Here is a 14,188-nt window from a genome sequence, read left to right on the forward strand (position 1 = left end):
ATGCTACAGCAAGAAGTCGTATCACAGGTTGCTCGTCGTTTATATCTGGCAGAGAAAGACCGTAAACAGATCCGTCAAATCTCACTGGATTATCCGGAAATAACCATTGAGGATGCATACGCCATTCAGCGTGAGTGGGTCAGTATGAAAATGGCGGAAGGCCGGGTATTGAAAGGGCATAAAATTGGCCTGACATCCAGAGCCATGCAGCTCAGTTCACAAATTGAAGAACCGGATTATGGCGCACTGCTGGATGATATGTTTTTTCAGAGCGGTAGCCATATCCCTTGCGAACGTTTTATTGTTCCGCGCATTGAGGTGGAATTGGCATTCGTACTGGCAAAACCGCTGCAAGGCCCGAACTGTACACTGTTTGATGTTTACAATGCGACCGATTACGTTATTCCGGCACTGGAGCTGATCGATGCCCGCTGTCACAACATCGATCCGGAAACCCAGCGTCCGCGTAAAGTCGTGGATACGATTTCTGATAATGCAGCAAATGGGGGCGTCATTATGGGAGGACGCCCCATCAAACCCCATGAGCTGGATTTGAGATGGGTCAGCGCTCTGCTCTATCGCAATGGTGTAGTTGAGGAATCCGGCGTAGCAGCAGCAGTGCTTGACCATCCCGCCAGTGGTGTTGCGTGGCTTGCAAATAAGTTAGCGCCACATGGTGTCCAGCTTGAAGCAGGCCAGATCATACTGAGTGGTTCTTTCACCCGACCAGTTGCAGCCCGCAAAGGTGATACATTTCATGTGGATTATGGCGCATTAGGTTCAGTGAGCTGTTATTTTTCTTAAAAATCAGTCTGGTATAAAACATGAATTAAAAATTCGGAGCATAAGGTGCACTCATGGATCAACTGACAAATAGATTCAAACAGGCCCTGCAATCGGGGCAGCCACAAATCGGATTATGGCTTGGGCTTTGTAGTTCATACAGTGCTGAAATTCTGGCGGGAACCGGCTTTGACTGGCTATTAATTGATGGCGAGCATGCCCCCAATGATATCTCTTCCACCCTGAATCAGTTACAGGCTATTGCTGCCTATCCAAGCCAGCCGATTGTTCGTCCGCCGTGGAACGATCCGGTTATTATCAAGCAACTGCTGGATATCGGTGCTCAGACACTACTCATCCCGATGATTCAGAATGCTGAGCAGGCACGTGAAGCGGTGCGTGCTACCCGCTACCCGCCGGAAGGCATTCGGGGTGTAGGCAGTGCGCTGGCAAGAGCTTCGCGCTGGAATCGTATCCCTAATTATCTGGCGCGTGCCAATGAAGAAATGTGCGTTCTGATTCAGGTGGAAACCCGTGAGGCTCTGAATAATTTGTCAGAGATGCTGACGATTGAGGGTGTTGATGGTGTATTTATCGGCCCCGCAGATCTCAGTGCTGATATGGGGCACAGCGGCAACCCCCAACACCCTGAAGTCAAGGCGGCGATAGAACAAGCCATCAGGCAAATCAACACAGCAGGCAAAGCTGCCGGGATATTAATGACCAATACTGAAGCGGCTGAGCACTATCTGGCTCTCGGTGTGAAGTTTATTGCCGTTGGTGTTGATACCACACTGCTCTCCAATGCAGCCAGTTCGCTGGCGGCACATTTCGGTAAAGGACAGGAAAACACCGTATCGTCTGTATCCAACGCTGCATATTAATCAATAAAAAGGTCACAACCATGAGCAGCTCACCTGAAGCCATACAGAAGCATGATGCACCAGACTATTCACATAAAAACCTCACGGCACAGCAGCAAAGTGTTATCAAAAAATTATTTCGCCGCCTGATCCTGTTTCTGTTTGTCCTGTTCATATTTTCTTTTCTGGATCGTATCAATATTGGTTTTGCCGGTTTAACGATGGGAAAAGATCTGGGTCTTACATCGACCATGTTCGGGTTAGCTGCAACACTGTTTTATGTGACTTATGTAGCTTTTGGTATTCCCAGTAATATCATGCTGGGTATTGTGGGAGCCAGACGCTGGATTGCCACGATTATGGTGCTGTGGGGGATTGCTTCCACCGCGACAATGTTTGCTACCGGTCCCACCAGCCTGTATATCCTGCGTATGCTGGTCGGGATTGCAGAAGCCGGCTTCCTGCCGGGTATTCTGGTCTATCTGACATATTGGTTTCCGGCTTATTACCGTGCCCGTGCCAATGCCCTGTTTATGATTGCTATGCCTGTCACAATGGCATTTGGTTCACTGGCATCCGGTTATATTCTGGAAATGGACGGCATCTGGGATCTGCGTGGCTGGCAGTGGCTGTTTTTTCTGGAAGGCTTCCCTTCTGTTCTCCTGGGTTTTGTCGTCTGGTTTTATTTGGATGATTCACCAGAAAAAGCAAAGTGGCTGACAAATGAAGATAAAAAATGCCTACAGGAAATGATAGAGAACGATAAAGTTTCTTTAGCACACCCTGAACCTTCACACGCAAAAACCAGCCTGTGGCGTGAAATTTTTACCCCGATTGTCCTGATGTACACCTTCGCTTATTTCTGCCTGACCAATACGCTGAGCGCCATTAATATCTGGACGCCACAAATTATGCAGAGTTTCAATCAGGGAAGCAGTCACACCGTTATTGGCCTGCTAACAGCTATACCTCAGTTCTGTACCATTTTGGGAATGATCTACTGGAGCCGTCGGTCAGACCGCCTGCAAGAACGAAAAATGCACACAGCTCTGCCTTTTCTGTTTGCAGCTGCGGGCTGGCTCCTGACGTCACTGACAGACAACAGCATGATACAGCTTTTAGGCATCATCATGGCCTCAACCGGCTCGTTTACTGCGATGGCAGTATTCTGGACAACACCCGATCAATCCATCAGCCTGCGAGCGCGAGCCATTGGGATCGCGGTGATCAATGCCACGGGTAATGTAGGTTCGGCTGTCAGCCCTTTGTTGATCGGGTGGCTGAAAGATCAGACCGGAAGTTTTAACTCTGGTCTCTATTTTGTCGCCGGGCTGCTGGTGATCGGGGCACTGATGGTTCTGCTGATCCCAATGAAACACGCAAGATCATAAAACTTGTCTAATTTACGACGTCTCAAAAAATATCCTGATGACCACCTTGAAGGGAATAAATTGATGTCAGCCAGCCAGATAAACAGCGAAGTTATTAGCAATATTGATATCAGTAAAGATTATGATGAAACTCAGGGATCAGACGATGTCCATTATCAGACTTTTGGTCGAATGGCCGCATTTTTTGGTCGTGATATGCAAGCCCATCGCCATGATGGCTTTTTTCAGCTGCACTATCTGGTCACCGGTCGGATTGAATTACAATTGGACGATCTCCGTTACTCGGTACAGGCCCCGCTGTTTATCCTGACTCCCCCTTCTGTACCCCATGCATTTTTTACGCAGGAAGGCACCGATGGTTATGTACTGACTGTGCGTCAGGAGTTAATTACTCCCCTACTTAATTCGCTCTATCCTGCACATCGGGAACTGATTGATATTCCGGCTTTCTGCCTTTCCATTGCCGATAAACCGGACGAACTGGAAACATTCAATCACTACTGGGCATTAATTAGTCGTGAATCAGCCAATCAATTTGCCGGTCGCGAACAGTCACTGACTTTCTTGGCACAATCCCTGTTTACTTTTCTTTTACGCAGCATTCCCCTTGAAGATCATCGTGCTGGTGGAGTCAGAGGAGAACTGAAACTCTTCCAGCGCTTTAACCAACTGGTCGATCAGCATTACAGCCAACATCTTACTGTACCGGAGTATGCTCAGATTCTGGGAATTACAGAATCACGCCTGAAAGATATGTGTCGCCGGTTTGCAAATCGTCCTCCTAAGAGATTGATTTTTTACCGTCAATTAAGGGAAGCAAAACGGTTACTGTTGTTCAGTGATAGTCCGGTATTTGAAGTGGCATACCAGTTAGGATTCAAAGACCCGGCTTATTTCGCCCGGTTTTTTAATCGGCTGGAAGGGTGTTCACCGAGTATCTGGCGAGAAAATAACGTCAAATAACCATAAAATACCTTCATCATAAAATACAATCACATTCAGATATAACTTCTGATCGGGCGCGCTTATATCAAAACACAAGGCTGATCACATTTACGTAACAAATCACCCGTTTTTACCGAAAAGTACCTGCGGTTCTTCTGAAAGTCTCTTCAGATATTCTCCCTCAGTCGCTTCAATTAAATATATAAGTCAACATTTATTTAACACTTAACCTACCATTAAGATAACAAATCAGAATGGAAGGCTTCGGATGATGAGGTAGCTATGAAACCAGAAGATTTTCGTGCCGATAAAACACGTCCGTTAACCAGTAAAGAATATATGCAGTCATTACAGGATGGGCGGGAAATTTATATCTATGGTAAACGGGTCAAGGATGTGACGACGCATCCTGCTTTTCGCAATGCTGCTGCCTCTATCAGCCAATTATATGACGCTCTGCATGACCCAAAGACTCATGACATTCTCTGTTGGGATACTGATACTGGCAGCGGCGGTTATACTCACAAATTCTTTCGTTTCGCAACCAGCCCAGATGACATCCGCCAGCAACGCGATGCCATTGCTGAATGGTCACGCCAGAGCTATGGCTGGATGGGACGCACACCGGATTATAAAGCGGCATTTTGCTGTGCTTTAGGGGCTTATCCAGAGTTTTATGGGCAATTCGCCGATAATGCCCGCAGTTGGTATAAACGCATTCAGGAAAATGCGCTTTATTTTAACCATGCAATCGTCAACCCTCCGATTGATCGCCATAAACCCGCCGATCAGGTTAAAGATGTTTTTATCCAGATAGAAAAAGAAACAGATGCAGGAATTATTGTCAGCGGTGCCAAAGTCGTGGCAACCAATTCCGCCTTAACTCATTATAATTTTATTGGTTTCGGCTCGGCGCAGGTCATGGGTGATAACCCTGATTTTGCCCTGATGTTTGTCGCCCCAATGGATTCTGACGGCGTCAAATTAATCTCCCGAGCTTCTTATGAGCTGACGGCAGGTGCGACCGGATCACCTTTTGATTATCCACTTTCCAGCCGGTTTGATGAAAATGATGCCATTCTGGTGATGGATAAAGTGTTAATTCCGTGGGAAAACGTGTTAATTTATCGTGACTTTGATCGCGCACGTAATTGGGCCGTTCAAAGTGGTTTCGCCCGCCTGTTTCCTATGCAGGCCTGTGTACGTCTGGCCGTTAAACTGGACTTCATCACCGGATTGCTGCAAAAGAGCCTGGAATGTACTGGTGTGGTGGATTTTAGAGGGGTTCAGGCTGATTTGGGTGAAGTCGTGGCATGGCGCAATTTGTTCTGGTCGCTGACAGATGCAATGTGGGCAGAAGCAAAACCATGGGAAGGTGGAGCCTACCTGCCAGACACTCAGGCAATACAGACTTATCGGGTCATGGCACCAATGGCTTATACAAAAATTAAAAATATCATTGAAAGTAATGTAACCAGTGGATTAATTTATTTGCCCTCCAGTGTACGGGATATGAATAACCCTGAAATCAGTCAATACCTTGAAAAATATGTCCGAGGTTCAAATGGCATTGATCATGTTGAACGCATTAAAATCCTGAAACTAATGTGGGATGCCATTGGCAGTGAATTTGGTGGGCGTCATGAATTGTATGAAATCAACTATGCCGGCAGTCAGGATGAAATTCGTCTACAATGCCTGCGCCATGCGTATGGTTCTGGCAATATGAAAAAAATGACTGAGCTGGTGGATCAGTGTCTCTCTGATTATGATGTAAATGGCTGGGTAAGCCCCCATTTACACAACAACAATGATATTAATTTATTAGATACGCTACTGAAATAAATGAGTAGCAGGAGACTTATGATGTCTTTAGAAAATGAACATCGCTTGCTATTCAGAAATGCGATGGCAAGCCTTTCCGCGGCGGTGAATATTATTACAACCGACGGCCCGGCCGGGCGTTGCGGTATGACAGCGACGGCAGTATGCTCCGTGACAGATACTCCGCCAACTTTGATGGTGTGCATAAACCGTAACAGTGCTATGAATCAGGTATTTCAGGGTAATGGCCAGCTATGTGTCAATATCCTGAATCATGAGCAGGAATTGCTGGCCCGCCATTTTGCGGGTATGACTGAAGCCAGTATGGAAGAACGCTTTAGCTGGGATATCTGGCACACAGGCTCATTAGGACAACCCATGCTGAAAGGAACACTCGCCAGTCTGGAAGGAAGCATCGAACAGGTGCAGGAAATCGGCACACACAATGTTTATCTGGTCGAAATAAAACAGCTTCATGTTCTGGAAGAAGGCCACGGGCTGATTTATTTCAAGCGTGCTTTTCATCAGGTGATGAACAAAACTCTGGCTACCGCAGTTTGAAGTGAAGCTAAAAATTAGTATTCTATCACTGGTACCCCCATTGAAAATAATGGGGGTTATTTTTGAGCTCAGTTTCAATACCCCCCTCCTAATACATAATAATATCCATCAATAAGAATGGTTCAAAAATTAAATATCTACTTCACCTTTTCAAAAATAAATAAAATAAAAAACTGCAATATAAAGACAAAAATAATTAATAAAATATTTAATTTTTTACGCAATCAACATTGCAACGATAAAAGCAACGCGATATAACACAAAAAGAACAAATCAAAAACAAACCGAACACAATTAGGAAATTGAAATTATGATAATAAAATAAAACCACCATGAAAAATAAACAATGCTATTTGTTCCTATGCTTATAAAAAATAACTATTAAGAATCATGAGGGCTAGCATGGTAATCAGATCAATAAAAATTGAAAATATCCCATTTAATTTACCAACAAAAATAATTTATGAGCGAAATTCACTAGAAAAAATCTGTCGTTATCTTAGTGAAAATAAACTGACCAAAACATTGCTAATTACTTCTCTAGGAGCCTTTAAAAGATCTGCCGGCTTGAGGGGTATATTTACCCAAAGCAACAAAAATTCAGAAACAAAAATAATTCCCTATTTTATTGAAAGTAATGTCAAAGCATCAACTGAAGAGTTACAAAAAATAAAGAATCGTTTATACAATGACAATTTTGATTCGCTGATTTCAGTGGGTGGTGGCAACATACTGGATTTAGGAAAAGTAGCCTCAATTTGCCTCGACGATGCAGTACAAATTGAAACAGTTGTTGGTAATACCTTTGAATATGTAAATAAAAAACTATTTCATATTGCGGTTCCAACCACGTTTGGCACTGGCGCTGAAGTCACCAAAGGTGCAATTATTCTGGATAATAGCAATGGTAATAAAGATGGAGTTCGGGGAATGGCCATTTTTCCTGATATTGCTTTAATTGACGCTAATTTTGGCCATACTTTACCTGATAACGTATTACGGGAAACAATATTTGATAGCTTTACGCACGCCTTTGAAGCAACTCAGGCCATCAAGAAAAACAGAATTATTGAATTAATTGCGTTAGAAGCATTAACTTTAATTAACAAGATTGTAGATCAATATTCCAAGGGCGATATTGATGAGCAATTTTATGATGATATTGCCTATGCTGCTCTATTAGGTGGTATCTGTGTCTGCCATAATAGTACTTGTTTACCCCATAGGTTTGAACAAGCTTTTTCCCCCATATATAAACTCTCTCATGGCGCTGGTTTAGCTGCTTTTTATCCAGAATGGATAAAGTTATTGATAAAATATAATGCAAATACACCATTACCAGAAAAAATTACACAACACATGCCTCTTGATAAATATATTTCAATAACACTTAAAAAGTTAAAGTTATTTAACTTTAAGGATAGATTAAAATCATTACCCACAAGCAAAGAAGATATATTAAAAAGAATCAAAGGTAATATAACCAACGATCCCATAGTAAATAAGATAGGTAAAGAAGCAGTAAATATGCTGATTATTCATTACTTAGAGATAAACCCATGAGTTACTCATTAATATGCACAGCGAAAGGCTGCCAATTCTATCAAAAAGAATCGATTCCCAAACTTGAATCTGGTTTTTTATTACTGGAAATTCAAAAAGCGACTATTTGTGGTTCAGATTATATGGTTCTCCACGGTAGCCATCCTTATAAAAAATATCCAGCTATTCTTGGTCATGAGTTTATCGGAAAGGTAATAAATAATAATGGTATTTCAATATTTAAAGAACAGCAATGGGTAACGGCATTATCTTATGGCTATTGTGGATATTGTGAATACTGTAGAGTTAAGCGTTACAACCATTGTTCCAAAAAAATCACTTATAACACTGCCGGCAGTGGTGGTGCATTTTCTAATCATATGATTGTTCATCATAGTTCATTAGCATTTCTCCCTGATAATTCAGATTTATTCGTTCTTTCTGAACCTCTTAGTATTGTTATACATGCACTCAATAAAATCAGTATTACACCAACAACAAAAATACTAATTATTGGAGCTGGTGCAATGGGTTTGCTCAGTGCCATTACCTGTCAGGAAACCTATGGTGCCTGTGACATCACATTTATAGAAAAAAATGTATCCAGAAAAAATTTTTTAATTGAGTTGGGTTTTACCGTAGTCGATGAACAAGTCGCAGTAGTGGAAAATAAATTTGATGTAATGATTGTCGCAGGTGGAAATAAATTGAACTTCAGCCAAATACTCAAATTAACGGTTGTTGGAGGTGAACTCTTATTCATTTCCTATTTTGACACTATTAGTCAATTAGATATGAATACAATTGTACGGAAAGAGTTAAAATTCAGTGGTTCATTCCTGAGTACTCTTGATGACTTAAAACAGGCCATCGATATATTACACCTATCTACAACCACACACTCAAAACTGGAAAAAATAATTACTAAAAAAATTCACTTTAAAGAACTTAAAAATCACATGATTACGGGTAATTCAGACGGAAAAGTATTAATTGAATCAATAGGATATTTATAATGAAAATAACAGCATTTGTTATAGGCGCAACAGGTTGGACCGGATGTGAAGTTATTCGATTATTAGAAAATCATCCCTACATAAAAGAAATTTGTCCCATTTCCCGGGAGTCAGGTATTGACCTTGAATCTCTACATCCGAATTTAACCGGCATTGTTAAAAAAACATATACGCTAGAAGAAATACAGCATATAACACCTGATATTATATTTCTTTGCCTTCCATCCGGTGAATCACATACAGTAGCCCTTGCTTTCAGCCATACTCACGCCAGAATTATTGATTTAGGTGCTGATTTCCGCTTTTCCGAATCTGCCCTGTTTGAAGAAATTTATGGAAAACCGCACGGTGCAAAGGAATTACAGGGGAAATTCACTTACGGTTATATTGAAGAATATCGGGAGTCAATTAAAAAAAGCCACTATATTGCTAACCCTGGATGCTATGTCAATGCCGCTCTATGTGGTTTAATTCCCTTGATTAAAAAAGATATCATAAATACTGACATGATTTTCATCAGTGCCATTAATGGGACTTCAGGAGCAGGTAATCAGCATAAAAAAGAACTACTTCATTACAATCAATTTGGGAATATTCTGGCTTATTCGCTCAATGGCCATCGTCATACTGACGAAATAGAAAACATCATTAAAGAGACGACAGGTAGACAGGCAAATATCTCATTAGTTACTTCACATGGTAATTTCGCCAGAGGCATTTTCATGATACAAGCCATGAAATTAAATACAAAAGTAACCTATAACAGAAACGAAATTCTCGAATATTTACAAGATTATTATAAGAATAATGAATTTGTTTCCATTGTTGGATTAAATCAAGGTTCTCAAGGTATTGAAAAAGATTATGGTATTTATCCTCAACTATCTAAAGTTATTGGTTCAAATTCCTGCCATATCTCTATAGATATTGTTCAAAAAACAGGTGAATTACGTATTGTCAGTATCATTGACAACTTAGTCAAGGGCGCAGCGGGAACTGCTATTCAAAATATGAATCTTATGCTGGATATCAAAGAATCAACAGGATTAACACGTTATGGTCTCTAAACTGAGAATACTTGTTGTAGACCCTATTCATATAAAACTAAGAAACTATATAGAAGAAAAATTTACCGTTACAGTAAAACATCCTATTACACAACAAGAAATTATACAATGTATTAATAAATACGATATTTTAATACTTCGTAGCGGAGCACAAGTGGATAGTGAGTTACTTAGTCACGGAAAAAACCTGAGGGCGATTATACGCGCGGGTACGGGAACAGATAATATTGATTTACACGCTTTATATAACGCAAAGATTCTTTTTTATAACACACCGAATACTAATTCCAGAGCTGTCGCGGAACTGAGTATTGGTTTGATGCATTGCCTTTTTCGCCATATAAAACGGGCAAGTAATGAAATAGAAACTAATATTTGGAATAAAAAATCACTGATGGGATTTGAATTAACCAATAAAAAATTGGGGTTAATCGGTTTTGGTAGCATAGGGCAAGAAATTGCTAATATTGCCAAAGGCTATAATATGTTAGTTTCTTGTACAGTGGCTCATTATTCGACAAAACGAGCAGCAGATATGAATACAAAAAATATCACTTTATTTAACCATCTTGAGGAGTTAATGGCATTTAATGACATACTAGTCGTCTGTTGCCCATACACTAACTCAACAAAAAATCTAATAAATAAAGATAATTTATGTTACTTAAATCCGACATCAATTTTAATCAATGTCGCCAGAGGGGGAGTTGTTTCCGAACAAGACCTTTATCATTCTTTGATTAATAAAAATATTTATGGTGCAGCCAGTGACGTATTCGAACATGAGAGAAAAATTTCTCCTCTATTTACTCTAAATAATTTCATTGGAACACCACATATTGGTGCTATGACAAATGAATCGCAAGAAAAGATTGCTGATTTGATTATTCAGTTTTTGAAGCAGGAATTTTCAGATTAAATCCCTTAGTTAGTCATAATTAAATGTAAATAAATAAGCGATAATTCAGGAGTCGTAATAATGTCTATTCAAGAAAGATTAAAAAATAAAAAACAAACCCAATTTATGGAAGCACATAATGGTCTAAGTGCAAGAATTGTTGAGCAAGTTGGTTTTGAGGCTATTTGGGCATCAGGACTTTCCATCAGTGCTTCAATGGGACTTTCGGATCGCAATGAAGCTTCATGGACACAAGTAATCAATATACTTGAACAAATGTCGGATAATATCGAAATTCCAATATTAGTTGACGGTGACTCAGGATTTGGTAATTACCTGAATGTCATTCGTTTTGTAAAAAAACTGAAGAATATCTCTATCAATGCAATGTGCATTGAGGATAAACTTTTCCCAAAAATAAACTCTTTTATCGGAGAAAATCAAGAACTTGCTTCTGTTGAAGAATTTTGTAACAAAATTAAAGCAGCTAAGGATACCGGTGGGGATAATTTCACATTAATAGCCAGAGTAGAAGCATTAATTTCTGGTAAAACAATGGCAGAAGCATTAGACAGAGCAGAGGCCTATAAACAGGCTGGTGCTGATGCTATTCTTATTCATTCGAAACAGAATACAGCAATCGAAGTATTTGAGTTTTCTCAGCACTGGAAAGAAAAGCTACCACTCTTTGCCGTCCCAACAAAATATTACAACACAAAATATTCAGAATTCGTTGATCATGGAATTAACAATTTAATCTGGGCCAACCATCTTATCAGAAGCTCTATTTATAGCATGAAAAAAACAGCCGAAACAATTTACAATGATAAGTCTCTCATTAATGTGGAACATAATATTTCAACATTAGACGAATTATTTAATTTGACCAATGAAAGAAATATGAAAAAATTAAATAAACTATATAACTCGTAAAAATTTAAAAAACATACATTTTAAGATTAAGTATTCTATATATCCTTTTTAATTATGGATATACCCCTATGTATGTCTAAAATATGGAGAACGAAATGACTAGCATTGCAATAATCGGCGGTGGCCCTAATGGCATGTATCTACTCAATGGAATATTAAGTATATTAAATGAAAAACCAGAACAAAAATTAAGTATAACATTATTCGATAAATATGGAGATTTTGGTTCCGGTTGGGCCCACTCCCCTCACCAACCTAAAACCAGTATGCTTAATCGTATCGTTGGCCAACTTGCCTATGCTCCAGATAACTCAAATAATATTAGTGAGTTTCATCCCAAATCAACAAGGACTACTTTTATTGAATGGTGTAAAAGAAAATATTCTCTTACACGAGATGAAAGATATAACAAAAATGCCGATGAATTTCCTACTCGTGAATTATATGGAGAATCATTAAAAGAAATCTTTAATGCCTTAGTTAATGAACTATTATCTGCTGGTGCAGATATAAGGCTAATAAAAGATGAAGTAAATGGAATCAAAAAAGAATCTGATAACAAATATAAAATCACGACACAAAACGGGTTAGATGATGACCGCTTTACATTTGTGATCCTCGCGACCGGGCATCAGGAAGCAGAAAATAACTTTGTATTATCAGAAAAATTGCGAAAATATACAGAGTATTATAATTTTGCTTATCCTTTATTTGATATTCCAGATTGGCAGAAAAAAAGAATCGGCATTATAGGCATGGGACTTACTGCCATCGATGTCATGCTTTATTATACTGAGAATAAAGGAGGAGTATTTCTCAGGGAAAATAACAAACTGATATATCAGCCATCCGGGGAAGAACCAGAAAAAATCTTTGCATTGAGTCGTTCTGGGTACTTTACTTATAGCCGTCCCCATAACTTCAAAGAAGTTGATTTAAAAAAATATGAACACAGTGGCTATTTTTATACCCGCCCATTTGTGGACAAGCTGCGTGAACAATTAGGTGCACCTTCTCATCTAGATAGTTCCCCTGTTAACCATTCACAACAACTGGATTTTGATCGCCATATTTTTCCTGTCATTCTATTGGAACTTAAGTTGTGTTATTACCGCATTCTATTCGGTCAGGAAGTATTAGAACTCATGATCGAACAGACCCGGCCATTAGTGAGTACTTTCAGCTCCGGGCATAATCAACACAACATGCAAAAAGAAACAGCTATTGAGTTTTTAACTAAAACCGTCGATATCTTAGCCAGAGAAACTATTTTCAAAATCAGGTGCTATCTTAACAATCAAGTCACCACCTTTATTCAACATATTCCTATAGAATCCGTAGTTAAACGGTTTGTTCATGTGGTTTATGGTCAACATATTGCAGAAAGCGGTAATATTGCTCAAGTTGTTCAACAACTCGCCTCAATAAGCAGTCCCTGGGGCCATAGCCCTGAACCTGAAAAACACCTGTTCAATTGGGATTTCATTGTCGATCCCATTACACATATGGATTTTGCTTCAGATACACCATACAGAGAAAGACTACTTAAATTCTTGGAGTTAGATCGTCTACAGTCAGAGCAGGGTAATCTGGATAATCCATATAAGGGTGCCTGCGATGATGTTTTTAGGGATTTACGCCAAATTGTGGTTTATGCAGTTGATTTTGGAGGAATTACACCAACTTCTTATTACAGGATGCTGAAAGATTTTTATGCTGTACATAACCGTGCTGCTAACGGCAACTGCATTGAGCTAATGGAAAAGATAGAAGCCCTTATTGAAGCTGACATTGTTGATGTTACTTATGCAAAATCAAACATCCAAATCGATAATAATATCGTTTACCTCCATAGCCTGAGCGATCCAGGAAGTTTTACCACTCTTGACGCCATGATCGATGCTAAATTACATCATTTCGATGCCAAAAAAGCCAAAAATCCGCTATTTTCTAACCTGCTTAATGAAGGAATAACATCTCGTTGGATCCATAAAGATCAGGATGGTGTTGAAAATCCCATAACTAGTTTCAATATCACACGTGAATTTCAGTTTATTAACCATCATGGAGAAAAAGAACTGATGTTCTGTATCGGCCAGCCCTCAGAAGGGATCATGTTCTTTCAAAATGGTTCCATTCGCCCAAATGTAAACCATCATGTAGCCAATGATGTACTGGCCTGTATAGGTGCAGTAAAACGAGAACTAGATAAGCATACCAATACATCTGATACAAACACCCGACCTGATAAACAAGAAATACAACATTCAACCTAAGAATTCGAAAAATAGATGTGATCTTAACTAGCTGAGCCCTTATAGACCGGGCTACAGCTTTAAACATTACATTGCCAAAACAGAGCAAT

The 14,188-nt window shown here is 39.7% G+C and carries 12 protein-coding genes; all 12 read left to right on the forward strand.

Annotated elements, in window-relative coordinates; genetic code table 11:
- The 12 genes from hpaH to AACS90_RS21395 all read left to right on the forward strand — a co-directional run bounded on the left by hpaH (position 1) and on the right by AACS90_RS21395 (position 14,099).
- Positions 1–804 (forward strand): 2-oxo-hept-4-ene-1,7-dioate hydratase, encoded by an 804-nt coding sequence (hpaH, locus tag AACS90_RS21340; RefSeq protein ID WP_099121420.1) that lies wholly within the window; start codon positions 1–3, stop codon positions 802–804.
- Between the two features lie 53 nt (positions 805–857).
- Positions 858–1,667, forward strand: coding sequence for a 4-hydroxy-2-oxoheptanedioate aldolase (gene hpaI / locus AACS90_RS21345; protein ID WP_099121421.1), 810 nt, complete (start codon positions 858–860; stop codon positions 1,665–1,667).
- A gap of 20 nt (positions 1,668–1,687) precedes the next feature.
- Positions 1,688–3,037, forward strand: coding sequence for a 4-hydroxyphenylacetate permease (gene hpaX / locus AACS90_RS21350; protein WP_099121422.1), 1,350 nt, complete (start codon positions 1,688–1,690; stop codon positions 3,035–3,037).
- 63 nt (positions 3,038–3,100) lie between these two features.
- Positions 3,101–4,000 (forward strand): 4-hydroxyphenylacetate catabolism regulatory protein HpaA, encoded by a 900-nt coding sequence (gene hpaA / locus AACS90_RS21355; RefSeq protein ID WP_099121423.1) that lies wholly within the window; start codon positions 3,101–3,103, stop codon positions 3,998–4,000.
- A gap of 264 nt (positions 4,001–4,264) precedes the next feature.
- Complete coding sequence (gene hpaB / locus AACS90_RS21360; RefSeq protein ID WP_099121424.1) at positions 4,265–5,827, forward strand: 4-hydroxyphenylacetate 3-monooxygenase, oxygenase component; 1,563 nt, start codon at positions 4,265–4,267, stop codon at positions 5,825–5,827.
- A 21-nt stretch (positions 5,828–5,848) separates the two neighbouring features.
- On the forward strand, positions 5,849–6,367 hold the full coding sequence (gene hpaC / locus AACS90_RS21365) for a 4-hydroxyphenylacetate 3-monooxygenase, reductase component (RefSeq protein ID WP_099121425.1): 519 nt from the start codon (positions 5,849–5,851) through the stop codon (positions 6,365–6,367).
- A gap of 402 nt (positions 6,368–6,769) precedes the next feature.
- The gene (locus AACS90_RS21370) at positions 6,770–7,930 is read left to right on the forward strand and encodes an iron-containing alcohol dehydrogenase family protein (protein WP_193757165.1); all 1,161 of its coding nucleotides are present in this window, start codon (positions 6,770–6,772) and stop codon (positions 7,928–7,930) included.
- Positions 7,927–8,925: a zinc-dependent alcohol dehydrogenase gene (locus AACS90_RS21375; protein ID WP_099121427.1), complete on the forward strand. Its 999-nt coding sequence runs from the start codon at positions 7,927–7,929 to the stop codon at positions 8,923–8,925. Before AACS90_RS21370 ends, AACS90_RS21375 begins: the two co-directional genes overlap by 4 nt.
- Positions 8,925–9,992: an N-acetyl-gamma-glutamyl-phosphate reductase gene (gene argC / locus AACS90_RS21380; RefSeq protein ID WP_099121428.1), complete on the forward strand. Its 1,068-nt coding sequence runs from the start codon at positions 8,925–8,927 to the stop codon at positions 9,990–9,992. Before AACS90_RS21375 ends, argC begins: the two co-directional genes overlap by 1 nt.
- Positions 9,982–10,911 carry an NAD(P)-dependent oxidoreductase gene (locus AACS90_RS21385; RefSeq protein WP_099121429.1) on the forward strand — a complete coding sequence of 310 codons (930 nt, stop codon included), beginning with the start codon at positions 9,982–9,984 and terminating at the stop codon, positions 10,909–10,911. The genes argC and AACS90_RS21385 overlap by 11 nt, the downstream gene beginning before the upstream one ends.
- A gap of 60 nt (positions 10,912–10,971) precedes the next feature.
- Entirely contained in the window at positions 10,972–11,823 is an 852-nt protein-coding gene (gene aepX / locus AACS90_RS21390) for a phosphoenolpyruvate mutase (RefSeq protein ID WP_099121430.1), read from the forward strand.
- 95 nt (positions 11,824–11,918) lie between these two features.
- A complete protein-coding gene (locus AACS90_RS21395; RefSeq protein ID WP_193757166.1) occupies positions 11,919–14,099 on the forward strand; it encodes an FAD/NAD(P)-binding protein in 2,181 nt (726 codons plus the stop codon).
- Positions 14,100–14,188 lie beyond the last annotated feature (89 nt).

Origin of the sequence: Xenorhabdus sp. KK7.4 (assembly GCF_963876465.1) — a bacterium.
GTDB lineage: Bacteria > Pseudomonadota > Gammaproteobacteria > Enterobacterales > Enterobacteriaceae > Xenorhabdus > Xenorhabdus stockiae.

Coding starts and splice junctions, on each gene's coding strand:
- AACS90_RS21395 (WP_193757166.1), top strand. CDS start 11,919: ATGACTAGCATTGCAATAATCGGCGGTGGCCCTAATGGCATGTATCTA.
- hpaI (WP_099121421.1), top strand. CDS start 858: ATGGATCAACTGACAAATAGATTCAAACAGGCCCTGCAATCGGGGCAG.
- hpaX (WP_099121422.1), top strand. CDS start 1,688: ATGAGCAGCTCACCTGAAGCCATACAGAAGCATGATGCACCAGACTAT.
- hpaH (WP_099121420.1), top strand. CDS start 1: ATGCTACAGCAAGAAGTCGTATCACAGGTTGCTCGTCGTTTATATCTG.
- aepX (WP_099121430.1), top strand. CDS start 10,972: ATGTCTATTCAAGAAAGATTAAAAAATAAAAAACAAACCCAATTTATG.
- hpaC (WP_099121425.1), top strand. CDS start 5,849: ATGTCTTTAGAAAATGAACATCGCTTGCTATTCAGAAATGCGATGGCA.
- argC (WP_099121428.1), top strand. CDS start 8,925: ATGAAAATAACAGCATTTGTTATAGGCGCAACAGGTTGGACCGGATGT.
- AACS90_RS21370 (WP_193757165.1), top strand. CDS start 6,770: ATGGTAATCAGATCAATAAAAATTGAAAATATCCCATTTAATTTACCA.
- hpaB (WP_099121424.1), top strand. CDS start 4,265: ATGAAACCAGAAGATTTTCGTGCCGATAAAACACGTCCGTTAACCAGT.
- AACS90_RS21375 (WP_099121427.1), top strand. CDS start 7,927: ATGAGTTACTCATTAATATGCACAGCGAAAGGCTGCCAATTCTATCAA.
- AACS90_RS21385 (WP_099121429.1), top strand. CDS start 9,982: ATGGTCTCTAAACTGAGAATACTTGTTGTAGACCCTATTCATATAAAA.
- hpaA (WP_099121423.1), top strand. CDS start 3,101: ATGTCAGCCAGCCAGATAAACAGCGAAGTTATTAGCAATATTGATATC.